Origin of the sequence: Aurantimonas manganoxydans SI85-9A1 (assembly GCF_000153465.1) — a bacterium.
GTDB classification, from domain to species: domain Bacteria; phylum Pseudomonadota; class Alphaproteobacteria; order Rhizobiales; family Rhizobiaceae; genus Aurantimonas; species Aurantimonas manganoxydans.
Genome location: NZ_CH672387.1, coordinates 1,768,475 through 1,790,619, shown reverse-complemented (window position 1 = coordinate 1,790,619; position 22,145 = coordinate 1,768,475). Strand labels below are relative to the sequence as shown.

Sequence of the window (22,145 nt, the reverse complement as noted above, 5' to 3'; positions counted from 1 at the left end):
CTGACTCAGATTGTCAGCCGGTGATGGGCGCAAGCGCGCCCGTCTCAGCACACGGTCTGGGAGAGAAGTTTGGCCGTGAAGTCGAACAGGCCCGGCCGCCGGTCGCGGCGCAGCCGCTCGGCGTTGATGATCGACCGCACGGCCGAAAACGCCTTGTCCAGATCCTCGTTGACGACGACGTAGTCATAGTCCCGCCAGCGTTCGATCTCGACCTTGGCGTTCTTCAGGCGAACCGCGATGGTCTCGCCGGAATCCTCGGCGCGCCGCAGGAGGCGGGTCTTCAGTTCGGTCATGGACGGCGGCAGGATGAACACCGAGACGACGTCCGCCTTGGCTTGCTCCTGCAGTTGCAGCGCGCCCTGATAGTCGATGTCGAACAGCATGTCGCGACCGTCGCGCATGGCCTTTTCGGCCGCGGCCCGGGGCGTGCCGTAGAAATTGCCGTGAACCTCGGCCCATTCCAGCAGCGCGCCCCCGTCACGCAGCCGCTCGAACTCGGCGCGGTCGATGAAGCGGTAATGCACGCCGTCGATCTCGCTGGCCCGCCGCTTGCGCGTCGTCACGCTGACCGAGAGCTGGAAGCCGGGATCGGACTCCAGGAGATTGCGCGCGATGGTCGACTTGCCGGCGCCGGACGGTGACGACAGCACCAGCATCAACCCACGGCGTGCGATCGGCGCCCCCGATTCCGTTTCGAAAATCGACGTCATTCTATGTTCTGCACCTGCTCACGGAATTGATCGACCGCCACCTTCAGTTCCAGTCCGATGGCGGTCAGCGAAGTCGCATTCGACTTGGAGCAGACCGTATTCGATTCGCGGTTCAATTCCTGCGACAAAAAATCGAGGCGTCGGCCGATCGGCCCGCCGTTCGACAGCAGCGCCCGCGCCGCCGCCACATGGGTCTGCAGCCGGTCGATCTCCTCGCGGATATCGGCGCGGGCGGCGATCATCGCCGCCTCCTGGTGCAGGCGCTGTTCGTCGAGCCGCTCGTCGGCGCCCATCAGTTCGGCGACCTGTGCGCGCAGTCGCTCCCGGCAGGCCTCGATGCTGCGGGACGGGTCGGCCTCGGCCACATTGGCCAGACGTTCGATCTCGGCGAGCCGTTCGGAGAGGATGTCGGCAAGGGCGGCGCCCTCGGCCTGCCGCGCAGCGACAAGGCTTTCGACGGCAGCGACGAAGGTCGTCCTGGCGGCAGCGAGCTGCGCCTCGCGCTCCTCGGGGTCGAGCCGGCTCTCGGCGACCTCGACGATCCCCTTGATCGCCAGGATGCCGTGGGCGCTCGGCGGGCCGGCGTGACCATCGGCGACCAGCCGGCTGGACAGCGCCAGAAGCTGGCCGAGCATCGCATCGTTGATGGTGAAGGCCGGCGCCGTCTCGTCGCGCCGGATCTGGAGATTGGCTTGGATGTTGCCGCGGCTGAGCCAGGTGGCGGCCGCGCGCTTCAGATCCCCCTCGATCGCTTCGAAGCCCTGCGGCAGACGCAGCCGCAGGTCGAGCCCCTTGCCGTTGACCGAGCGCAGCTCCCAGACGAACTCGGCGCCGGCCTGCGTCGACTCGTGGCGGGCAAAGCCCGTCATGCTTTGCACCGGCATAGCGGTTCTCCCCTCGCGCCGTCGGGAACGGCGGCGTTGCTACTGCTCGGCCCGGTTCTGGCGTTCCAGCGCACGGTAGTCGCGGACGTTGCGATTGTGCTCGTCCAGCGTCTCGGCGAAGATATGGCCGCCGGTGCCGTCGGCCACGAAGTAGATGTCCTTGGTCTCCAGCGGATTGGCCACCGCCTCCAGCGCGGCGCGGCCGGGCAACGCGATCGGACCGGGCGGCAGACCCTTGATCTTGTAGGTGTTGTAGGGCGTATCGCTGTCGATGTCGGACTGCGTCACCGGCTTGTCGGACGGTTTGCCTGCGCCGCCATAGACGCCATAGAGGAATGTCGGGTCCGACTGCAGGCGCATGCCCTTGCGCAGCCGGTTGACGAACACCGACGCGACATGCGGGCGCTCGCCGGCGATGCCGGTCTCGCGCTCGACGATCGAGGCGAGGGTCAGGAACTGGCCGATATCGTCGATCGGCAAATCGTCGGCCCGCGTCTCCCAGAGCTCGGCGACGAGCTTGTTCTGTGCCTCGCGCATCCGCCGCACGATTTCCTTGCGGGTCAGGCCGCGCTGGAACAGGTAGGTGTCGGGCATCAGCGTGCCTTCCGGCACCATCTCCGGCATGTCGCCGGTCAGGGACGGCTCGGCGGCAATCCGCTCGAAGGCCCGTTCGGCCGTCCAGCCCTCCGGAATGGTCACCGAATGCATGATGGAGCGTCCCTCGCGGAGCTTCTCCATCACCTCCCGCATCGAGGTGCCCGGTGCGAAGGCGTATTCGCCGGCCTTCAGGTCACCCGCGGTCCCGGCGAAGCGCACGCCGTATTCAAACACGGTCGCGTCGCTGATGACGCCTTCCCGCTCGAGCCCGCTGGCAATCGTCTGCAGGCCGCTGTTGCGCGGCACGACATAGGTGGTCTCGGCCTGCAGCGGGCCTGCGCCCTCGAACTGGCCGACGCCCCAATAGATCAGCGCACCGGCCGCGAGCATCACGAAGAGCGCGGTCGACAGGCAGAAATTCAGGAAGATGACGAGCTGGTTGCGGGAAGCCCGCGAGCGTTTGTGCGCCGGAGCCGAACCCCGGCCACGACGGCCCTTGCCTGAGCGAGCGCCCTCGCCGCGTTCGTCGGTCACCGCATACCCCCGAATGAAATTGCCTCGTGGCTGCCGAAGCACCATCGGATTGTGGCGAAAGCCGGAACGGCAGCGGCGGCATCATGCGCCGCCGCCATCGTTGTCAGTCGGCCACGCGTCGCAGCACGAGCGAAGCGTTGGTGCCGCCGAAGCCGAAGGAGTTCGACAGTGCCACGTCGATGCGCTTTTCGCGCTTCTCGTGCGGAACGAGATCGATCTTGGTCTCCACCGACGGATTGTCGAGATTCAGCGTCGGCGGTGCGACATTGTCGCGGATCGCCAGCGCCGAGAAAATCGCCTCGACGGAGCCCGCTGCGCCGAGCAGATGCCCGATCGCCGATTTGGTGGACGACATGGTGATGCCGCTGGCGGCATCGCCGACCAGCCGCTCGATCGCCCTGAGCTCGATTTCGTCGCCCAGCGGCGTCGAGGTGCCGTGCGCATTCACGTAGTCGAGCTCGGATGGCTGCACGCCGGCCCGCTTCATCGCCGCCGACATGCAGCGGAACGCGCCGTCGCCGTCGGAAGCGGGAGCCGTGATGTGATAGGCGTCGCCCGACATGCCGTAGCCGATGACCTCGGCGTAGATATTCGCGCCACGCGCCTTGGCGTGCTCGTATTCTTCCAGAACGACCACACCGGCGCCCTCGCCCATGACGAAGCCGTCGCGGTCGCGGTCGTAGGGCCGCGAACCGGCCGTCGGGTTGTCGTTGAAGTGGGTGGACAGCGCCTTGCAGGCGGCAAAGCCGGCCATTGCGAGGCGGCCGACCGGTGATTCCGCACCGCCCGCCACCATCACGTCGGCATCGCCGAGCGCGATCAGTCGCGACGCGTCGCCGATCGCATGCGCGCCGGTCGAGCAGGCCGTAACCACCGAATGATTCGGGCCCTTCAATCCGTTGCGAATCGACACATGACCGGAGGCCAGGTTGATCAGGCTGCCGGGAATGAAGAACGGGCTGATGCGCCGGGGCCCCTTCTCGGCGAGGATCAGCGAGGTCCGCTCGATCCCCTGCAGGCCGCCGATCCCCGAACCGATCAGAACGCCGGAAGCGATCTGGTCCTCGTAGGTCTCGGGATGCCAGTTGGCATCGTCGAGGGCCTCGGACGCGGCCGCGACAGCGTAGATGATGAAGTCATCGACCTTGCGCTGCTCCTTCGGCTCCATCCAGTGGTCCGGATCGAAGGTGCCGTCCTGGCCGTCGCCGCGCGGAATCTGCCCGGCGATCTGACACGCCAGGTCATCGACCTGAAAGTTGTCGACACGCTTCAGGCCGCTTTCGCCGTTCAGCAGACGTTTCCATGTGACGCCGGCACCCGCCCCGAGGGGCGTGACCATGCCGACGCCTGTAATGACTACTCGTCTCATCAATCGCTCTTCGCCCAGGCGGTTAGGCCGCCCGATTGGGTCAGGCCTGGTTCTTCTCGATGAACTTGACCGCGTCGCCGACCGTCAGGATGGTCTCGGCGGCATCATCGGGAATCTCGACGCCAAACTCTTCCTCGAAAGCCATGACGAGCTCGACCGTATCGAGGCTGTCGGCGCCCAGATCGTCGATGAAGCTCGCGTTGTCCGTGACCTTCTCCTGCTCGACGCCCAGGTGTTCGACGACGATCTTCTTCACTCGCTCAGCGGTATCGCTCATTGTCAGTCCTCTATTGCGATTGGTTTCGCCGCTTTCGTTAGACGTGGCACGACGCATTATCAAGCGTTGTGGTCATCCTCGTCGCGGCCAGTCCGCAGGCAACGACAGCGGAAAATTCGAAGTGCCGGCGCATAGCATGCCCTGCCGCGGTGGCCAAGCGGCCAGCGGCGGGGCAGCCGTGCCCTCAGATCATGGCCATGCCGCCGTTGACGTGCAGGGTCTGGCCGGTGACGTAGCCGGCCTCGTTGGACGCCAGATACACCGCCGATGCGGCGATTTCGTCGGCTTCGCCCATGCGCTTCATCGGGATCGCGCCCATGATCGCGTCCTTCTGCTTGTCGTTCAGCTTCTCGGTCATGGCGCTGGCGATGAAGCCGGGCGCGATGCAGTTCACCGTCACCGAGCGCGAGGCGATCTCCTGCGCGAGCGATTTCGACAGGCCGATCATGCCCGCCTTCGCCGCACAATAATTTGCCTGGCCGGGATTGCCGGTGACGCCGACGATCGATGTGATGTTGATGATTCGCCCGAAGCGGCGCCGCATCATCGGATGGGTCACGCCGCGCGTCAGGCGGAACGCCGCCGTCAGATCGACCTCCAGCACCGCGTCCCAGTCCTCGTCCGACATGCGCACGAACAGCCCGTCGCGGGTGATGCCGGCATTGTTGACCAGGATATCGACGCCCTGCATTTCGGCTTCTGCGGTTTCGGCCAGCCGCTTCTGCTCGGCCCGGTCGGACAGATCGGCGGGAAACACCATCGCGCGCGCTCCCAGCGAGGCGGCCAAGTCGTCCAGCTTCTCGCGTCGGGTGCCGTGCAGGCCCACGGTCGCACCGGCGCCGTGCAGGGCGCGGGCGATCGCCTCACCGATGCCGCCGCTGGCGCCGGTCACGAGCGCCTTGCGCCCGGTCAGATCGAACATGTCGGATTCCCTCCGTTATGGTCTGCTCCGCAGCGCCAGGCGCCCGCGGCTCTCTCTAGATAGGATGATCAGCCGGCGGTGAAAGCGCGGACATCGTCCGCGGTGCCGATGGCGCGCCCTTCGAGGCTGCGATCGATTCGGCGCGCGAGCCCGGTCAGCACCTTGCCGCTGCCGATCTCGACCAGCGAATTCACGCCGTTGGCCGCCAGCCATTCAATGCTTTCGCGCCAGCGCACCTGGCCCGTCACCTGTCGCACCAGCCGCTCGCGGATCTCGGCGGGATCGGATGTCGGAGCGGCCGTCACGTTGGTCACGACCGGAACGCGCGGAACCAGAATCTCGGCATCGGCCAGGGCCTCGGCCATGCGATCGGCCGCCGGCTGCATCAGTCGGCAATGGAAGGGCGCGGACACCGACAGCGGCAGCGCCCGCTTGGCGCCCCGCTCCTGCGCCAGCGCAATCGCACGGTCGATCGCCGCGGCATTGCCGGAAATGACGATCTGGCCGCCGCCATTGTCATTGGCCGGCTCGCAGACCTCGCCCTCGGCAGCGTCCTCGCAGAGCTTGGCGACCGCCTCGGCATCGAGGCCGATGATCGCCGCCATCGAGCCCGCACCGCTCGGCACCGCCTCCTGCATGGCATTGCCGCGGATGCGCAGCAGCTTCGCCGTCTGCCCGATCGACAGCGCGCCGACCGCGGCGAGCGCCGAATATTCGCCGAGCGAGTGGCCGGCGACATAAGCCGCGGTCTCGACGGAGAAGCCTTCGGCCTCCAGGGCGCGGATCGCCGCCATCGACACCGCCATCAGGGCCGGCTGGGCATTCTCGGTCAGCGTCAGCCGATCCTCCGGCCCCTCGAAGATCAGCTCCGACAGCTTTTCGCCGAGCGCCTCGTCGACCTCGTCGAAGACGGCACGGCTGGCGTCGAAGCTGTCATAGAGAGTGCGGCCCATGCCGACGCTCTGACTGCCCTGTCCCGGAAAGACCAGTGCGGTGGTCATGCGACTCTCCCTTGTGTTACTGGTTGCAAAACGAGTGCAGGCAATGGTTTGGTCAAGCCCGTCCTGTCAAGCAGGCGGCCCGGCCCGTGCTGGAGCAGGGACCCGAAAGCCCGGCCGAGGCGCGGCACCCACCTGGCGAATGGCCGGCGGGACTTGCCAAACGCCGCGCAAGCGGGTAGTGGCACCATCCTCATTGTCCGGGTCTCAGCTGGGGGCTGAACGGAAAGCTGTCGATGTCGTCGACAACAGATGCCAAAAGGTATCGGTTTCCCGTGTCTCCGCTCTCGACCGTTCTTGTACTGACGCCTTTCCGATCGTCCTGCTTCCCGCGGGTTTCGCACGAAAGTCGTTGAGGCTTAGCCGCTGTACCCGGGCGAATGCGAACGTGAAACGGAAAGGCGATAGCGCATGGCTCTGTACGAGCACGTATTTCTCGCGCGCCAGGATATCTCGAACCAGCAGGTCGAGCAGCTCGTCGAGCAGCTCCGCGGCATTCTCGAGACCAATGGCGGCAAGATCGGCAAGGTGGAAAACTGGGGTCTGAAGACCCTCACCTTCCGCATCAAGAAGAACCGCAAGGCGTATTACACGCTGATGAACATCGACGCCCCGTCGGCGGCGGTGCAGGAGATGGAGCGCCAGATGCGCTTCAACGAAGACATCCTGCGCTACATGACGATCCGCGTGGAAGAGCACGAGGAAGGCCAGTCGGCCATGATGCAGAAGCGCGACGATCGTCCGCGCCGTGGCGATCGTGGCGACCGCCCGCGTCGTGACCGCGAAGACGGCCCGCGCCGCGACCGCGACGACGACCGTCCCCGCCGCCCCCGCGACACCGATTCGGAGTAAGCCAAGATGGTCGATATCGCCCAGCTTCCCACCCGCCGGCCCTTCCATCGCCGTCGCAAGTCCGACCCGTTCGCCGGCACCGATTCGCCGAAGATCGACTACAAGGACGTGCGCCTGCTGCAGCGCTACATTTCCGAGCGTGGCAAGATCGTGCCGTCGCGCATCACGGCCGTGTCGCAGAAGAACCAGCGGGCTCTTGCCCAGGCCATCAAGCGCGCGCGCTTCCTCGGCCTTCTGCCCTACGTCCTGAAGTAGGACCGACCAGATCTCCGGCGGCGCCTTGAGCGCCGCCGGCATTCCGGACGCATCAGGCGGCGCCGGAATGACGGGACGACAGCCGGCATCGTGCCGCGACCGTCCGCAAGCCGAGTTGGGGCATCTCGCCTCTAACTGCCACGAGCAGGACAGCGAACGAGTTCATGCAGCCCACCGCCATCATCATCGCGATCATATCCGGCCTTGCCAGCGCGCTGCTGTTCGCCGGTATCGTGCTGCAGTCGAGTTCCGCCGTCAGCCTTGCGCTGGCCGCCCCCATTCCCATCGCCATTGCCAGCCTCGGCTGGGGATCGACCGCCGGTTTCATCTCCGCCGCCGTCGCCACCGCGGCGATCTATGCCATTGCCCAGTCCGTGCCGAGCGCGCTGACGCTGCTCGCCTCCATGGCGCTGCCGACGGCCGTCGCCGGTCACCTCGTCGGACTGGCCCGCCCGCTGGCCGATGACTCTCCGCGCCCGCTGGGTGCCGCGAACGCCGCCCCGCCCCTCGACTGGTACCCGCTGTCGCGCGTCCTCATGGCGATCACGCTGATGGCGATCGGCTCCTGCATCTTTCTCGGCTGGTATCTCGGCTTCGATCCCGAGGACTTCATCCCGGCCGTCGTCGACGCCCTGCGCCAGAGCGGCGGAGCCATGGACACGGCGACCGACGACGAGCGCCGTGCCATCGCGCAGCTGATCATCGGCCTCGTCCCCTTTGTCCAGCCGGCCGTCCTGGCGATCTCGCTGATCGTCGGGCTCTATCTGGGTGCTGCCATCGTGCGCGTGTCGGGACGTCTGCCGCGGCCGAAGGACGACATTCCGACGAGCGCGCAGCTGCCGCAGATCAGCCTCGTGATTTTCGCGGTGGCGGCCGGTGCGGCTTTTGCCGGCGGCACGATCGGGCTCCTCGGCGACGTGCTCCTCGGTGGCTTCGCCGCCGCCTTTACGCTGGTCGGCCTCGCGGCGCTGCATCGCCGAACCCGCGGACGCCAGGGCCGTTTTCTGGTCCTGTTCTCCAGCTATGCGGCGCTGATCCTGCTTTCCTTCCCGATCGTCCTGTTTCTGGCGATGGGAATTTACGAAACCTGGCGGCGCCCGGACGATCCGGCACCGACCGGTCGCAACTGATCCAAGAACCAAACCTCCTGAAAGGACAGACCAATGGACGTCATTCTTCTCGAACGCATCGCCAAGCTCGGCCAGATGGGCGAGACCGTGAAGGTGCGCGACGGCTTCGCCCGCAACTTCCTGCTGCCGTCGGGCCGTGCGCTGCGTGCCAACGAAGCCAATGCTGCGCGCTTCGAAGCGCAGAAGGACCAGCTCATCGCGCGCAACGAAGAGCGCAAGGCCGAGGCACAGGGCGTCGCCTCGTCGCTCAACGGCAAGAGCTTCATCGTCGTGCGCCAGGCCGGTGAGACCGGTCAGCTCTACGGTTCGGTCTCCACCCGCGACATCGCCGACCTGCTCGCAGCGGCCGACTTCAAGGTCAACCGCAACGACATCCAGCTCAACCAGCCGATCAAGACCATCGGCGTGCACCCGATCACGATCGCGCTGCATCCCGAGGTGGACGTCAGCATCACCATCAACGTCGCCCGTTCGCAGGACGAAGCCGAGCGCCAGGCGCGCGGTGAAGACCTGACCTCCGCCGATGCGATCTACGGCATCGACGAGGAAGAGGAAGAGCTGGACGAGGACGAGCTGGACGGCGAAGAAGTCGAAGCCGGCGAGACCGACGAAGCGACCGCAGAGTCCGACGAGACCAACTGATCGGCAGCCGCCGGCGGGCCCTGCCCGAACCGGCGATTCCGCAGCGACCCGTAACGCGAGGGGCCGGCATTGATCGCCGGCCCCTTTTGCGTTGCGATCGGCCCCCCTTCCCATCGTGCCGGAGGTTCATAAGATAAGGAAGGCAGTGCATACCAAGCGACAGTTCCCGTGACGCCGCGAGCCGCAAGGCTCAGGCCGGCGCAGGAGTGGTGACATGAACCGCATACTCGCGACGTATCTGAAGCATCTTCTCGTCTTCGGCGATCTCACCGTGACCGACAGTGACGGCGGCGTGACCCGTTGGGGCGACGGCACCGGCGATCCGGTGCATCTGCGCTTCAACACGGCCGCCGCCGAACGCGGCGTTGCGATCAACCCCGGCCTGAAATTCGGCGAAGCCTACATGAATGGCGGCGTCGACATCACCGAGGGCACGATCTTCGACATGCTGGCGCTGGTCTTCCGCAACGCCGGCAACAAGGCCCAGAACGAACCTTGGATGCGGGCGATCGCCCGGCTGCGCCTGATCTATCGCCGGGTCATCCAGAACAACACGCCGCAGCGGGCGCGCCGGAACGTCAAGCACCACTACGATCTGTCGTCGGAGCTCTACGACCTCTTCCTCGACGTCGACCGGCAATATTCCTGCGCCTATTTCGACCGGCCCGACGCCGGGCTCGACGAAGCGCAGCTCGCCAAGAAGCGCCATATCGCCGCCAAGCTGGCCTTCGACCGGCCGGGGCTGAAGACGCTGGACATCGGCTGCGGCTGGGGCGGCATGGGCCTGTATCTCGCACGCCATCTGAGTGCCGACGTCACCGGCATCACCCTGTCCGACGAGCAACTGGGCATCGCCCGGTCGCGGGCCGATGAGGCCGGGCTCTCCGACCATCTGCACTTCGAGATCGCCGATTACCGCGACACCGCCGGCCCGTTCGACCGCATCGTCTCGGTGGGCATGTTCGAGCATGTCGGGGTCGACTTCTACGACGATTATTTCCGCCAGTGCGCCCGCCTCCTAGACGAGGACGGGGTGATGCTGCTGCACACGATCGGGCGCTGGGACGAACCGGCCAACACCAATGCCTTCATCAACAAGTACATCTTCCCCGGAGGCTATCTGCCGTCCCTGTCGCAGATCGCCCATTCGGTCGAGCGCGCCGGCCTGATCATCAGCGATGTCGAGGTGCTGCGGCTGCACTACGCCGAGACGATCCGCCACTGGCGCGACCGCTTCGCCGCCCGCCGCGACGAGGCCAAGGCGCTGTATGACGAGCGCTTCTGCCGGATGTGGGAGTTCTACCTCGCCGCCTCCGAAACCGCGTTCCGCTGGCAGGATTGCGTCGTGTTCCAGGTCCAGCTGACCAGGAAGGTCGACACCCTGCCCATCACCCGGGACTACATGCTGGAAGCCGAAGCCAGGCTGCGCGAACTGGAACGGCGGGACACCGTCCCGTCGATCGCTGCCGAACGAACCAACGCCGACCGGCAGGCCGCGGAATAGCCGATTGCGCCGAAGAGACAGCCGGAGCCCGTCAACAGCCGCGCCGGTTATCCCCGATCTTATCCACCGTCACGCCGCGCATCGTGGTGGTTTCGCTGATGCGGATCGCTCGCCGCCGGATCGACGTCGCGGGCAGTGCGAATCGCTGGCAGCGGACGGCCCTCTGGTGTAGTCAGAACGCTTCCTGAAGCGATGGCAGAGGTGACGCGGCATGGCGGATGCAGCGCGCAAGATGGACGACGACGCGGCGGCGCTCTATCGCGAGGCTCCGAGCAACATCGAGGCCGAGCAGGCGCTGCTGGGGGCCATGCTGGTCAACAACGATGCCTATTACGTCGTCCACGACTTCCTGAAGCCCGACCATTTCTTCGAGCCCCTGCACCGGGAGATCTTCGCCAAGACCTCCGAGATGATCCGGATGGGCAAGATCGCCAATCCGGTGACGATCAAGACGTTCCTGGCCGCCGGCGACAAGGTCGGCGACCTGACCGTGGCGCAGTATCTCGCCCGTCTGGCTGCCGAGGCGACGACGATCATCAACGCCTCCGACTACGGCCGGGCGATCTACGACCTCGCTATCCGGCGTTCGCTGATCCGCATCGGCGAGGATGTCGTCAACATCGCCTTCGACGCGCCGCTGGACATGGAGCCCAAGGCGCAGATCGAGGACGCCGAGCGCCGGCTGTTCGAACTGGCCGAGACCGGCCGCTACGATGGCGGTTTCCAGTCCTTCACCGAAGCCGTGACGCTTGCCGTCGAGATGGCGACCGCCGCCAAGGATCGCGACGGCGGCCTGTCAGGCGTCTCGTCCGGAATCAGCGCGCTCGACCGCAGCATGGGCGGCCTTCAGGCCTCGGATCTGATCATCCTTGCCGGGCGACCAGCCATGGGCAAGACGTCGCTCGCCACCAACATCGCCTTCAACATCGCCGCCGCCTACGAACCCGCCGAGCAGGCGGACGGCTCCTTCAAGGCAAAGAACGGCGGCGTCGTCGGCTTCTTCAGCCTGGAAATGTCGGCCGAGCAGCTCGCCACCCGCATCATCTCCGAGCAGACCGAGATCTCCTCCTCGAAGATCCGGCGCGGCAACATCAACGATCAGGAACTGGTCAAGCTCGTCGGCTGCTCCGAGACGATGCAGCGGATCCCGCTCTATATCGACCAGACTGGTGGTATCTCGATCGCCCAGCTCTCGGCGCGGGCGAGGCGGCTGAAGCGCCAGCGCGGCCTCGATGTCATGGTCATCGACTACGTCCAGCTGATGCAGGGCTCGAGCCGCACCCAGGGCAACCGCGTGCAGGAGATCACCGAGATCACCACCGGCCTGAAGGCGCTCGCGAAGGAGCTGGCCGTCCCGATCATCGCCCTGTCGCAGCTCTCGCGTCAGGTGGAAAACCGCGACGACAAGCGACCGCAGCTCGCCGATCTGCGTGAGTCTGGCTCGATCGAGCAGGACGCCGACGTGGTGATGTTCGTGTATCGCGAGGAATATTACCTGGCCAACCGCGAGCCCAAGCCCGGCACGGACGACCATCTGAAATGGGAGCAGGCGCTGAACGAGACCCGCGGCAAGGCCGAGGTGATCATCGCCAAGCAGCGTCACGGCCCGACCGCGACGGTGCCCCTCGCCTTCCAGGCCGAATACACCCGCTTCACCGATCTCGCCGACGACAGCTATCTGCCGGAACGGTTCGAATAGCCGGTGCGGCCGTGACTGCTCCGCACCATTCCGAGCGCATGCCCGTGGTCGAAATCGACCGCGCCGCGCTGGCCGCCAACTGGGCCCTGCTGGCCGCACGCAATCCCGGCGCGCGCACCGGCGCCGCGGTCAAGGCCGACGGCTATGGCCTCGGCGCGGCCGAGACCGCCCGCACGCTCCACGCCGCGGGCTGCCGCGATTTCTTCGTCGCCTGGGCCGAGGAAGGCCGGATCGTACGGGCCGCGCTCGATGCCCTGACGCATCCCGATGACGGCACCGCGCCGGCGCGCATCTTCGTCCTGCAAGGGCTCGAGCCAGACAGCGTTTCCCTGCATCTCGACGCCGGTCTTATCCCGGTCCTCTCGACGCCCGGCGACATCGCCGTGTGGTGTAACGGGCTGAAGGCCGCCGGACGGCGCGCCCCGGCGGCGATCCAGCTCGAAACCGGCATGCATCGGCTCGGCCTCGATCGCGCCGATGCCGAAGCCGCAGCTGACCTCGCCGCATCCGGTGAACTCGATCTGGCCCTGGTGATGAGCCACCTCGCCTCGGCCGACGAACCCACGGACCAGAGCGCGCGGCAGCAGGCCCGGTTTCTGGAACTGGCCGCGCTGTTTCCCGGCGTGCCGCGATCGCTGGCCAATTCCGCCGCAGTGTTCCTCGGCAGCGAGTTCGGCTTCGACCTCACCCGCCCCGGCATCGCCCTTTATGGCGGCGAGGCGGGGCCGGCTTCACGCGGCGTCCTGCGGCCGGTTGCGCGCCTCACCGCGGCCATCCTGCAGATCCGCACCGCCAATGCCGGCGAGGCCGCCGGCTATGGCGCCGCCGCGCCGCTCACACGCGACACGCGGATCGCGACGGTCGGCCTCGGCTATGCCGATGGCTATCACCGCGCCGCCTCGGGAGCCGGGGTGGCCGTGCGCGACGTGCGTCCCGGACCGCAGGCCGTCGTCGCCGGGCAGCGCGTTCCCGTGCTCGGACGGGTCTCGATGGATCTGACGCTTCTCGATGTCACGGATGTCCCGGACAACGCGCTCGTGCCCGGCGACCGGGCCGAGTTCTTCGGCCCGAACATGTCGATCGACGCGGTAGCAAATGCGGCCGGCACGATCGCCTATGAATTGCTAACCGGCCTCGGCCCGAGGGTCGAGCGCCGCTGGGTCTAGCCGACCTGCCCCACGACCCACTGCTGCACCGTATCGGCCCCCAGCACGAAAACCGCCATGCCGAATCCCACGATCAGAAGCGCCTGCATGGCCGCGATCGCCCAGAGCTGCGTGCGGAACGGCTCCTTGCGCGTCTTGTGACGAATGATCTGTTGCGCCGCGATGGCTCCGACGCTACCGCCCATCAGCGCGTAGCGCAGAAGCGTGCTCTCCGGCGTGCGCCGCACTCCGGCCCGCGCCTTCGTCTTGTCGAACACGAAGGCCCAGTAGGCGGCGATATTCACCGCCACGAGATAAAAACCGATGATCAGCATCGTCGCCTCGCGCTCAGGTTGCGGCGATGATCATCGCATCGCGAGATTGCCGAACCCTTGCCGTGCCGACGGTCGCTGGCCGGTCCGGAAATCATGGCGCAATGTCAGGCCGACCGCAGGCTTGTTTTTGTTTTGTTCTTGACTGACGCGCGCCTGGAAACCAAGAAGGCCCCATGGCCAAAGCGAAACCTTCTTTCATCTGCCAGAGCTGCGGCGCGGTCTACACGCGCTGGCAGGGCAAGTGCGAATCCTGCGGTGAATGGAACACCGTCGTTGAGGAGAACGCCTCCGGCGGCATCGGCGGCGGGCCCCAGCGCGGTCGCCGGAAGGGCACGCCCTCGGCGCTGCTGCCGTTATCGGGCGAGCTCGAAGAGGCGCCGCGCATCGTCTCCGGCATCGACGAGCTCGACCGGGCGACCGGCGGCGGCATCGTGCGCGGCTCGGCCCTCCTGATCGGCGGCGATCCGGGCATCGGCAAGTCGACGCTCCTGATGCAGACCGCGGCCGCCCTGTCGCGGCGCGGTCACAGCGTCGTCTATGTCTCGGGCGAGGAAGCGGTGGCGCAGGTGCGGCTGCGCGCCCAGCGGCTCAACGCGGCCGATACCGACGTTCAACTGATGGCCGAGACAAATGTCGAGGACATCCTAGCGACCCTTGCCGAGGCGCGACGTCCCGACCTCGTCATCATCGATTCGATCCAGACCCTGTGGAGCGACCTCGCCGAATCGGCGCCGGGCACGGTGACCCAGGTGCGGGTCGGCGTGCAGGCGATGATCCGCTTCGCCAAGGCCAGCGGCGCCGCCGTCATCCTCGTCGGCCACGTCACCAAGGAAGGCCAGATCGCCGGCCCGCGGGTGGTCGAGCACATGGTCGATGCCGTCCTGTATTTCGAAGGCGAAGGCGGCCATCACTACCGCATTCTGCGCACCGTCAAGAACCGCTTCGGTCCGACCGACGAGATCGGCGTCTTCGAGATGGGCGATCTCGGCCTGCGCGAGGTGCAGAACCCGTCCGAGCTGTTCCTGGGCGAGCGCAACGAGAAGGCCGCCGGCGCCGCGGTCTTCGCGGGCATGGAGGGCACCCGGCCGGTGCTGGTGGAGATCCAGGCCCTCGTCGCGCCGTCTGCCCTCGGCACGCCGCGTCGTGCCGTCCTCGGCTGGGACCAGCCGCGGCTGGCCATGGTACTGGCGGTGCTGGAGGCCCATTGCGGCGTGCGGCTCGGCCAGCACGACGTCTATCTCAACGTCGCCGGCGGTTTCCGCATTTCGGAGCCGGCAGCCGATCTGGCCGTCGCCGCGGCGCTGGTCTCCTCGCTCAGCGGCGCGCCCCTGCCCGCCGATTGCGTCTATTTCGGCGAGATCAGCCTGTCCGGCTCGGTGCGCCCGGTCGGCCAGGCGGCGCAGCGGCTGAAGGAGGCGGAAAAGCTGGGATTCCGGCAGGCCGTCCTGCCATCGGGCAGCCCCGACCTGCCGCGCACCCGCGACATGGTCGCCAATGAAATCGAGGCCCTGCCCGATCTCGTCGCGCGGGTCGCGGCGGGCAGCAATGGGAGCGAGGCTTGATTTTCCGGCAAGTCCCTAGTGTAAAACTGTCATGAAAAGCGCTACAGCGTGGGCGAGCGGGGCAGCCCGAACGATCCCGCGCCCGCCCGCACGATCCATATGCCTACGGGGCCATCCTTCATGACCGTCACGCTTCTCGATGCGATTCTCTTCGCGATCATGCTGGTCTCGGCGCTGCTCGCCATGGTCCGCGGCTTCTCGCGGGAGATCCTGTCGGTCGTCTCATGGCTTGTCGCGGCGGCCGCGGCCTTCTTCTTCTACAAGCCGCTGACCCCCTATGCGGCCGAGTATATCGCCTCCGACACCGTCGCCATGGTGGCGGCCGCGGCGGCGATCTTCCTCGTCGTCCTGATCATCGTCTCCTTCATCACCCTGCGCATCGCCGACTTCATCATCGACAGCCGCATCGGTGCGCTCGACCGCACGCTCGGCTTCATCTTCGGCGCCGTGCGCGGCCTGCTCCTCGTCGTCGTGGCGATGCTGTTTTTCAACTGGCTTGCTCCCGAGAACCAGCCGGACTGGATCGCCGGCGCGCGCTCCAAGCCCTTCCTCGACAACCTCGGCCAGCAGCTCGTGGCCGCCCTGCCCGACAACCCGGAAGAGGTCATCCTCGACAGCATCCGCGGACCGCAGGATGCGGATGGCGTTCCCGAGGGCACGGCGACGCCCGGCGAGCCGACCTCGATCGAAGGTGTCATCGAAGGCACCGACACCCCCGCGCAGCCGGCGAACTAGCCGGCGTTGCGGCCGCGGCATGATCTCTTCGCTCACCGCCTCGCATGCGACGACATAAGCGCGTATAGGGTGGGGCATCTAACGGACGGCCGACCGACAACGGCAAACGGCGGATAAAATCGATGGATGACACGCCTTTCGGCGATGACTCGCTGCACGAAGAGTGCGGCGTTTTCGGCATTTTCAAACGGACCGATGCGGCCGCACTGACCACGCTCGGCCTGCATGCCCTGCAGCACCGGGGCCAGGAGGCGGCCGGGATCGTCTCCTTCGACGGGAGCCAGTTCCATGTCGAGCGCCACGCCGGCCTGATCGGCGATACCTTCACCAAGCAGGCGGTTCTCGAGCGCCTGCCCGGTTCCTCGGCCATCGGCCACACCCGCTACGCCACCACCGGCGGCGGCGGCCTGCGCAACGTTCAGCCCTTCTTCGCCGAATTGTCGGCCGGCGGCTTCGCCGTCGCCCACAACGGCAACATCACCAACGCGATGACCGTGCAGCGCGAATTGCAGCGCCGCGGCTCGATCTTCTCCTCCACCTCCGACACCGAGACGATCCTGCATCTGGTGGCCACCAGTGCCGCCCGGCTGTTCGTGGAAAAGCTCGTCGACGCGCTGACGCGGCTCGAAGGCGCCTTCTCGCTGGTCGGCCTGTCGTCGAAGAAGATGGTCGGCGTGCGCGACCCGCTGGGCATCCGCCCGCTGGTCCTCGGTGATCTCGAAGGCTCGCCGATCCTGGCCTCCGAGACCTGCGCCCTCGACATCATCGGCGCCGATTTCGTGCGCGACATCGAGCCCGGCGAGATGGTCGTCATCAGCGACGACGGCATCGAGAGCATCTTCCCATTCCAGGCGCGGCGCGCCCGCTTCTGCATCTTCGAATATGTCTATTTCGCCCGGCCCGATTCCACCGTCGAGGGCCGCAACGTCTACGAAATCCGCAAGAAGATCGGCGGCGAGCTGGCCCGCGAGAGCCACCCCGAGGCGGATCTCGTCGTGCCGGTTCCCGATTCGGGCGTTCCGGCGGCGATCGGCTACGCGCAGGAATCCAACCTGCCCTTCGAGCTCGGCATCATCCGCAACCACTATGTCGGCCGGACCTTCATCCAGCCGACGGATTCGATCCGCCACATGGGCGTGAAGCTCAAGCACAACGCCAACCGGCGCATGCTGGAGGGCAAGCGGGTCATCCTCGTCGACGATTCGATCGTGCGCGGCACCACCAGCCAGAAGATCGTCCAGATGGTCCGCGAGGCCGGCGCGACCGAGGTGCACATGCGCATCGCCTCGCCGCCGACGCGTGCCAGCTGCTTCTACGGCGTCGACACGCCGGAAAAGGCCAAGCTGCTCGCCTCGCGCATGACGGTCGAGGAAATGGCCGACTTCATCAAGGTCGACTCCCTCGCCTTCCTGTCGATCGACGGGCTCTACCGGGCCACCGACGAGCCGTCGCGCAACAAGATGGCCCCGCAATTCTGCGACGCCTGTTTCACCGGCGACTATCCGACCTCGCTGACCGATCAGGAAGGCGTCGAGAACGTCCGTCCCCTGACGCTGCTCGGCGGCGCCGGCTGAGACCCCAGACCATATCCATTCTACCGGCAGACAGCAGATGACAAAGCAGCTTCAAGATCGCGTCGCACTGGTCACCGGCGCCTCCCGCGGCATCGGTTACCAGATCGCCAAGGGCCTTGCCGCCGAAGGCGCGCATGTGATTGCGGTCGCGCGCACGGTGGGCGGTCTCGAGGAACTCGACGACGAGATCAAGGCGCTGGGCGGCTCGGCCACCCTGGTGCCGCTGGACCTGACCGACATGGGCGGCATCGACCGTCTCGGCGGGGCGATCCACGAGCGCTGGGGCAAGCTCGACGTGCTGGTGGCCAACGCCGGCCTCCTTGGCGTTCTCGCGCCCATCGGCCACATCGAGGCGAAGGTCTTCGACAAGACGATGACGGTAAACGTCAACGCCACCTGGCGGCTGATCCGGACCACCGACCCGCTGCTGCGCAAGTCCGACGCCGGGCGCGCCATCATCATGTCCTCGGGCGCGGCGCATTCCGCCAAGGCCTACTGGTCGCTCTATGCGGCGACCAAGGCCGCCTGCGAGGCGCTGGTGAAGTCCTGGGCCAACGAGACCGAGAACCTGCCGCTGCGCGTCAACTCGGTCAATCCGGGCGCTACCCGCACCGCCATGCGCGCATTGGCGATGCCGGGCGAGGACGCCAAGTCCCTGCCGACCCCGCGCGAAGTCGCGGCCAAGATCGTGCCCCTCGCCTTCGCCGACGTCACGGCGACGGGCAAGCTGTTCGACGTGCGGCAGGATCGCTTTCTGGACTACCGCGACCCCGCCTGAGGGTCGCCCTAGAGCGACATGCCGGACATGCTGCGTCCGGCTTCGCGGCTCTGCCGCTGGCGATAGGCGCGGACCGAGAAGAAGATTGACGCGCCATAGACCAGCACCGTCAGCGTCGCCGTCGCCCAGAAGAAGCTCAACAGCACCGCGATATAGCAGACGACCGCCAGCATGATCGGGATGGCGTAATCACGGCGCACCCGGATGCCCGCGCCCTTGCCCGACCAGGTCGGAATGCGGCTGGCCATCAGAAGCCCGATGAAGACCAGATAGACCGAGGCAACGACCGCGGTGACCTCCGGCAGGCCGGATTCGAAACCCGCCAGGCTCAGATAGATCGGGAACATCGCCATCCCCGCCCCCGCCGGCGCCGGCACGCCGACAAAGAAGGCCGACTGCCATTTCGGCCGCTTGGGGTCGTCGAGCATGGTGTTGAAGCGGGCCAGCCGCAGCGCGCTGGCGCTGGCGTAGAGCAGCGCTGCGATCCAGCCGAGCGAACCGGCATCGTGCAGCATGTAGGCATAGAGAACGAGCCCGGGCGCCACGCCGAAATTGACGATATCGGCAAGCGAATCCATCTCGGCGCCGAACCGACTCTGTCCCTTGAGGAGACGCGCCACGCGCCCGTCGATGCCGTCGAGCAGCGCCGCGCCGAGCACCATGCCGACGGCCAGTTCGAACCGTCCCTCGAAGGCCAGCCGGATGCCGGTCATCCCGGCGCAGATCGCCAGGATGGTGATGAGGTTGGGCACGATATGCCGGAACGGGATGCGCCGGCGAACCTTGTCGTCCTCGGCGTCCGGCTTGCCCGGATCGAAGGGAGGAAACGGCGACTCGATCGCCATCAGTCGCGCCTCGACGGCCACGTCTTCAGGTTCTCACCGAACTCGGCGATGATCGTTTCGCCCGCCACGGCGCGCTGGCCCTCGGCCACCCGCGGCACGAAGCCGTCCGGCAGATAGACGTCGAGGCGCGAACCGAAGCGGATCAGGCCGAAGCGCTCACCGGCCTCGATCCGGTCCTCGACATTCGACCAGCAGATGATGCGGCGGGCGACCAGCCCGGCGATCTGCACCACGCCGATCTCCCCGCGCGGTCCCTCGATCACCATCGAGGAGCGCTCGTTGACCTCGCTGGCCTTGTCGAGCTCGGCATTGCGGAACTCACCCTCGCGGTAGGAGATCAGCCGCACCCGGCCGCGCATCGGCGCGCGGTTCACATGGCAGTCGAAGACGTTCATGAACACCGAGATGCGCAGCATCGGCTCGGTGCCGAGGTCGAGCTCCGCCGGCGGCATGACGTGGCCGACCAGCGAGACACGGCCGTCGGCCGGGCTGATCACCAGATGCTCGGCGACCGGGGTGACGCGCTCGGGATCGCGGAAGAAATAGGCGCACCATGCGGTCAGCACCAAGCCGGCCCAGAACAGCGGCTCCCACAGGAAGCCCAGGAGCAGCGAGACGACGAAGAAGCCCGCGATGAACGGATAGCCCGCCCGGTGGATCGGCACGAGCGCGTTGCGGATCGAGGTGAAGATGGTCACTGGCTGTCTTGTTCCTTCAAAACTGGCGACGCGGGGACACCGTCGGATCGAACAGGGTCAATGGTGACGAACCGAACTCGGTTCCTTAGCGCGATCCGGGCAGTCCCGCGATAACGTCCGATCAGGTTTCAGGCGTGCGCCGGCGATCGACGATGCCGAACTCGTCCGCCTCGCGCGCCCGCCGCAGGGCTTCCTCGGCTTCGCTGGCCTCGCGCTGCATGGCCCACATCTCGGCATAGAGCCCGGCGGATTCCAGCAACTGGCGATGCGAACCGCGTTCAACGATCTCGCCGGCCTTCAGCACGATGATCTCGTCACAGTCGATGATGGTGGACAGCCGGTGGGCGATCGTCAGCGTCGTGCGCTCCCGCGAGACGAGATCGAGGGCTGTCTGGATTTCCTGCTCGGTATGGGTATCCAGCGCCGAGGTCGCCTCGTCCAGGACCAGGATCGGCGGCGCCTTCAGGATGGTCCGCGCGATGGCGACACGCTGCTTCTCGCCGCCCGACAGTTTCAGGCCGCGCTCGCCCACCATGGAGTTGAAGCCCTCCGGCAGTTCGCGGATGAAGCCGGCGATCTGCGCCAGTTCGGCCGCCCGCAGCACCTCTTCCTCGGTCGCTGAGATACGCCCATAGCGGATGTTGTAGAGAACCGTGTCGTTGAACAGCACCGTATCCTGCGGGACGATGCCGATGGCGCCGCGCACCGACGCCTGCTGGACCTTGGCGATGTCCTGGCCGTCGATCAGGATGCGGCCGGACTTCACGTCGTAGAAGCGGAACAGCAGTCGCGAGATCGTCGACTTGCCGGCGCCGGACGGGCCGACGATCGCCACCGACTTCCCCGGCGGCACCTCGAAGGAAATGCCCTTCAGGATCTCGCGCGCCGGATCGTAGCCGAAGCGCACGTCCTCGAAGCGGATCGCGCCCTCGGTGACGGTGAGCGCCGGCGCGCCGACCGGATCCTTCACCTCGGCATCGACCTCGAGCAGGGCGAACATCGCCTCGATATCGGTCAGCCCCTGCCGGATCTCGCGATAGACAAAACCGATGAAGTTCAGCGGCACCGAGAGCTGCATCAGCATGGCGTTGATGAAGACGAAGTCGCCCAGCGTCTGTGTGCCGGCCCGCACTTCCAGCGCCGACATCACCATGGCGATCGCCATGCCGACGCCGAAGATCACGCCCTGGCCGAAATTCAGCCAGCCGAGCGAGGTCCAGATACGCGTCGCCGCCGTCTCGTAGCGCGCCATCGAATGGTCGAAGCGCTCCGCCTCCATGCCTTCGTTGCCGAAATATTTGACGGTCTCGAAGTTCAGCAGCGAGTCGATCGCCTTGGTGTTGGCGTCGGTGTCGGAATCGTTCATGTCGCGGCGGATCGAAATCCGCCAGTCGCTCGCCTTGATGGTGAACCAGCCATAGAGCCAGACCGTCGCGGCGATGACCGCGAGATAGGACAGGCCGTAGGCGAAGCCGAAGATGATCGCGACCAGCGCGAATTCCAGGATCGTCGGCAGCGTGTTGAGAATGGTGAAGCGGACGATCGCCTCGATGCCCTTGGTGCCGCGCTCGATGATCCGTGACAGGCCGCCGGTGCGCCGTTCCAGATGGAAGCGCAGGGACAGGCGGTGCATGTGCACGAAGGTGCGGTAGGCGAGCCGCCGCACGGCATGCTGGCCGACCCGCGCGAACAGGGCGTCGCGCAACTGGTTGAGCCCGACCGAGATGATCCGCGCGACATTGTAGGAGACGACCAGCGTGATCGCCCCGGTCAGCGCCAGCGGCAGCCATTCATTCGCCGTATCTGCGCCGTCGAGGGCGTCGGTCGCCCATTTGTAGAAATACGGGACGAGGACGGTCAGGAGCTTGGCAAGAACGAGGAAGATCGTCGCATAGGCGACGCGCATCCGCAGGTCCGGGCGCTCCGACGGCCACATATAGGGCCACAGATTGGCCAGCGTCTCGAAGGTCCGGCCGCTATCGCCGGACACGCGTTTACCGGGGTCTGACGCCACGTCGATCCTTTCCAACGAAGCGGCGCGCCGGGTTGTCCCGCCGCGCCGTCGACGTCTGGTCTGTGTCCGTCCGCGTCTAGATCACC

At 66.7% G+C, this 22,145-nt stretch carries 22 protein-coding genes; 11 read left to right on the top strand and 11 right to left on the bottom strand.

What is annotated here, in order from left to right; translation table 11 throughout:
* Nucleotides 1-44: 44 nt before the first annotated feature.
* From gmk to fabD, 7 genes are all read right to left on the bottom strand, one after another.
* Nucleotides 45-710, bottom strand: a complete 666-nt coding sequence (gene gmk / locus SI859A1_RS08480; RefSeq protein WP_009209384.1) for a guanylate kinase — start codon at nt 708-710, stop codon at nt 45-47.
* Nucleotides 707-1,594 carry a YicC/YloC family endoribonuclease gene (locus SI859A1_RS08475; RefSeq protein ID WP_009209383.1) on the bottom strand — a complete coding sequence of 296 codons (888 nt, stop codon included), beginning with the start codon at nt 1,592-1,594 and terminating at the stop codon, nt 707-709. Before SI859A1_RS08475 ends, gmk begins: the two co-directional genes overlap by 4 nt.
* 39 nt (nt 1,595-1,633) lie before the next feature.
* Nucleotides 1,634-2,725, bottom strand: coding sequence for an endolytic transglycosylase MltG (mltG, locus tag SI859A1_RS08470; RefSeq protein WP_009209382.1), 1,092 nt, complete (start codon nt 2,723-2,725; stop codon nt 1,634-1,636).
* A 103-nt stretch (nt 2,726-2,828) separates the two neighbouring features.
* Nucleotides 2,829-4,094: a beta-ketoacyl-ACP synthase II gene (gene fabF, locus SI859A1_RS08465; RefSeq protein ID WP_040325580.1), complete on the bottom strand. Its 1,266-nt coding sequence runs from the start codon at nt 4,092-4,094 to the stop codon at nt 2,829-2,831.
* 40 nt (nt 4,095-4,134) lie between these two features.
* A complete protein-coding gene (locus tag SI859A1_RS08460; RefSeq protein WP_009209380.1) occupies nt 4,135-4,371 on the bottom strand; it encodes an acyl carrier protein in 237 nt (78 codons plus the stop codon).
* 184 nt (nt 4,372-4,555) lie between these two features.
* On the bottom strand, nt 4,556-5,293 hold the full coding sequence (gene fabG / locus SI859A1_RS08455; RefSeq protein ID WP_009209379.1) for a 3-oxoacyl-[acyl-carrier-protein] reductase: 738 nt from the start codon (nt 5,291-5,293) through the stop codon (nt 4,556-4,558).
* Nucleotides 5,294-5,361: 68 nt separating this feature from the next.
* Nucleotides 5,362-6,294 (bottom strand): ACP S-malonyltransferase, encoded by a 933-nt coding sequence (gene fabD / locus SI859A1_RS08450; protein WP_009209378.1) that lies wholly within the window; start codon nt 6,292-6,294, stop codon nt 5,362-5,364.
* A gap of 408 nt (nt 6,295-6,702) precedes the next feature.
* Here fabD and rpsF point away from each other — a divergent pair, with 408 nt between their 5' ends.
* The 7 genes from rpsF (at nt 6,703) to alr (ending at nt 13,539) form a co-directional block, all read left to right on the top strand.
* Nucleotides 6,703-7,143, top strand: a complete 441-nt coding sequence (gene rpsF, locus SI859A1_RS08445) for a 30S ribosomal protein S6 (RefSeq protein WP_009209377.1) — start codon at nt 6,703-6,705, stop codon at nt 7,141-7,143.
* Nucleotides 7,144-7,149: 6 nt separating this feature from the next.
* Entirely contained in the window at nt 7,150-7,398 is a 249-nt protein-coding gene (gene rpsR / locus SI859A1_RS08440; RefSeq protein ID WP_024350500.1) for a 30S ribosomal protein S18, read from the top strand.
* Between the two features lie 164 nt (nt 7,399-7,562).
* Nucleotides 7,563-8,528 (top strand): hypothetical protein, encoded by a 966-nt coding sequence (locus SI859A1_RS08435; RefSeq protein ID WP_009209375.1) that lies wholly within the window; start codon nt 7,563-7,565, stop codon nt 8,526-8,528.
* Between the two features lie 33 nt (nt 8,529-8,561).
* Nucleotides 8,562-9,170 (top strand): 50S ribosomal protein L9, encoded by a 609-nt coding sequence (rplI, locus tag SI859A1_RS08430; protein WP_009209374.1) that lies wholly within the window; start codon nt 8,562-8,564, stop codon nt 9,168-9,170.
* Nucleotides 9,171-9,384: 214 nt separating this feature from the next.
* Nucleotides 9,385-10,674 (top strand): cyclopropane fatty acid synthase, encoded by a 1,290-nt coding sequence (locus SI859A1_RS08425; protein ID WP_009209373.1) that lies wholly within the window; start codon nt 9,385-9,387, stop codon nt 10,672-10,674.
* 211 nt (nt 10,675-10,885) lie between these two features.
* Complete coding sequence (locus SI859A1_RS08420) at nt 10,886-12,373, top strand: replicative DNA helicase (protein ID WP_024350496.1); 1,488 nt, start codon at nt 10,886-10,888, stop codon at nt 12,371-12,373.
* Nucleotides 12,374-12,384: 11 nt separating this feature from the next.
* Nucleotides 12,385-13,539, top strand: coding sequence for an alanine racemase (alr, locus tag SI859A1_RS08415; RefSeq protein ID WP_009209371.1), 1,155 nt, complete (start codon nt 12,385-12,387; stop codon nt 13,537-13,539).
* Here alr and SI859A1_RS08410 read toward each other — a convergent pair.
* Nucleotides 13,536-13,853, bottom strand: coding sequence for a DUF1294 domain-containing protein (locus SI859A1_RS08410; protein WP_040325574.1), 318 nt, complete (start codon nt 13,851-13,853; stop codon nt 13,536-13,538). The two genes, alr and SI859A1_RS08410, sit on opposite strands and share 4 nt — an antisense overlap.
* A 173-nt stretch (nt 13,854-14,026) precedes the next feature.
* Here SI859A1_RS08410 and radA point away from each other — a divergent pair, with 173 nt between their 5' ends.
* The 4 genes from radA to SI859A1_RS08390 all read left to right on the top strand — a co-directional run bounded on the left by radA (nt 14,027) and on the right by SI859A1_RS08390 (nt 18,502).
* On the top strand, nt 14,027-15,415 hold the full coding sequence (gene radA, locus SI859A1_RS08405; protein WP_009209370.1) for a DNA repair protein RadA: 1,389 nt from the start codon (nt 14,027-14,029) through the stop codon (nt 15,413-15,415).
* Between the two features lie 120 nt (nt 15,416-15,535).
* On the top strand, nt 15,536-16,150 hold the full coding sequence (locus SI859A1_RS08400) for a CvpA family protein (protein WP_009209369.1): 615 nt from the start codon (nt 15,536-15,538) through the stop codon (nt 16,148-16,150).
* 122 nt (nt 16,151-16,272) lie between these two features.
* Nucleotides 16,273-17,724, top strand: a complete 1,452-nt coding sequence (purF, locus tag SI859A1_RS08395; RefSeq protein WP_009209368.1) for an amidophosphoribosyltransferase — start codon at nt 16,273-16,275, stop codon at nt 17,722-17,724.
* A gap of 37 nt (nt 17,725-17,761) precedes the next feature.
* Nucleotides 17,762-18,502 (top strand): SDR family NAD(P)-dependent oxidoreductase, encoded by a 741-nt coding sequence (locus SI859A1_RS08390; protein WP_009209367.1) that lies wholly within the window; start codon nt 17,762-17,764, stop codon nt 18,500-18,502.
* Between the two features lie 8 nt (nt 18,503-18,510).
* Here the strand turns inward: SI859A1_RS08390 and SI859A1_RS08385 are convergent, their stop codons facing one another.
* The 3 genes from SI859A1_RS08385 to SI859A1_RS08375 form a co-directional block, all read right to left on the bottom strand.
* The gene (locus SI859A1_RS08385) at nt 18,511-19,341 is read right to left on the bottom strand and encodes a CDP-alcohol phosphatidyltransferase family protein (protein WP_024350491.1); all 831 of its coding nucleotides are present in this window, start codon (nt 19,339-19,341) and stop codon (nt 18,511-18,513) included.
* Between the two features lie 5 nt (nt 19,342-19,346).
* Nucleotides 19,347-20,045, bottom strand: a complete 699-nt coding sequence (locus tag SI859A1_RS08380) for a phosphatidylserine decarboxylase (RefSeq protein WP_009209365.1) — start codon at nt 20,043-20,045, stop codon at nt 19,347-19,349.
* Nucleotides 20,046-20,166: 121 nt separating this feature from the next.
* Nucleotides 20,167-21,981 carry an ABCB family ABC transporter ATP-binding protein/permease gene (locus SI859A1_RS08375; RefSeq protein ID WP_192847185.1) on the bottom strand — a complete coding sequence of 605 codons (1,815 nt, stop codon included), beginning with the start codon at nt 21,979-21,981 and terminating at the stop codon, nt 20,167-20,169.
* Nucleotides 21,982-22,145: the final 164 nt, after the last annotated feature.

Coding starts and splice junctions, on each gene's coding strand:
- rplI (WP_009209374.1), top strand. CDS start 8,562: ATGGACGTCATTCTTCTCGAACGCATCGCCAAGCTCGGCCAGATGGGC.
- purF (WP_009209368.1), top strand. CDS start 16,273: ATGGATGACACGCCTTTCGGCGATGACTCGCTGCACGAAGAGTGCGGC.
- rpsR (WP_024350500.1), top strand. CDS start 7,150: ATGGTCGATATCGCCCAGCTTCCCACCCGCCGGCCCTTCCATCGCCGT.
- SI859A1_RS08460 (WP_009209380.1), bottom strand. CDS start 4,371: ATGAGCGATACCGCTGAGCGAGTGAAGAAGATCGTCGTCGAACACCTG.
- SI859A1_RS08390 (WP_009209367.1), top strand. CDS start 17,762: ATGACAAAGCAGCTTCAAGATCGCGTCGCACTGGTCACCGGCGCCTCC.
- SI859A1_RS08435 (WP_009209375.1), top strand. CDS start 7,563: ATGCAGCCCACCGCCATCATCATCGCGATCATATCCGGCCTTGCCAGC.
- radA (WP_009209370.1), top strand. CDS start 14,027: ATGGCCAAAGCGAAACCTTCTTTCATCTGCCAGAGCTGCGGCGCGGTC.
- fabF (WP_040325580.1), bottom strand. CDS start 4,094: ATGAGACGAGTAGTCATTACAGGCGTCGGCATGGTCACGCCCCTCGGG.
- SI859A1_RS08400 (WP_009209369.1), top strand. CDS start 15,536: ATGACCGTCACGCTTCTCGATGCGATTCTCTTCGCGATCATGCTGGTC.
- gmk (WP_009209384.1), bottom strand. CDS start 710: ATGACGTCGATTTTCGAAACGGAATCGGGGGCGCCGATCGCACGCCGT.
- SI859A1_RS08375 (WP_192847185.1), bottom strand. CDS start 21,981: ATGTGGCCGTCGGAGCGCCCGGACCTGCGGATGCGCGTCGCCTATGCG.
- rpsF (WP_009209377.1), top strand. CDS start 6,703: ATGGCTCTGTACGAGCACGTATTTCTCGCGCGCCAGGATATCTCGAAC.
- SI859A1_RS08425 (WP_009209373.1), top strand. CDS start 9,385: ATGAACCGCATACTCGCGACGTATCTGAAGCATCTTCTCGTCTTCGGC.
- SI859A1_RS08410 (WP_040325574.1), bottom strand. CDS start 13,853: ATGCTGATCATCGGTTTTTATCTCGTGGCGGTGAATATCGCCGCCTAC.
- fabG (WP_009209379.1), bottom strand. CDS start 5,293: ATGTTCGATCTGACCGGGCGCAAGGCGCTCGTGACCGGCGCCAGCGGC.
- SI859A1_RS08475 (WP_009209383.1), bottom strand. CDS start 1,594: ATGCCGGTGCAAAGCATGACGGGCTTTGCCCGCCACGAGTCGACGCAG.
- SI859A1_RS08420 (WP_024350496.1), top strand. CDS start 10,886: ATGGCGGATGCAGCGCGCAAGATGGACGACGACGCGGCGGCGCTCTAT.
- fabD (WP_009209378.1), bottom strand. CDS start 6,294: ATGACCACCGCACTGGTCTTTCCGGGACAGGGCAGTCAGAGCGTCGGC.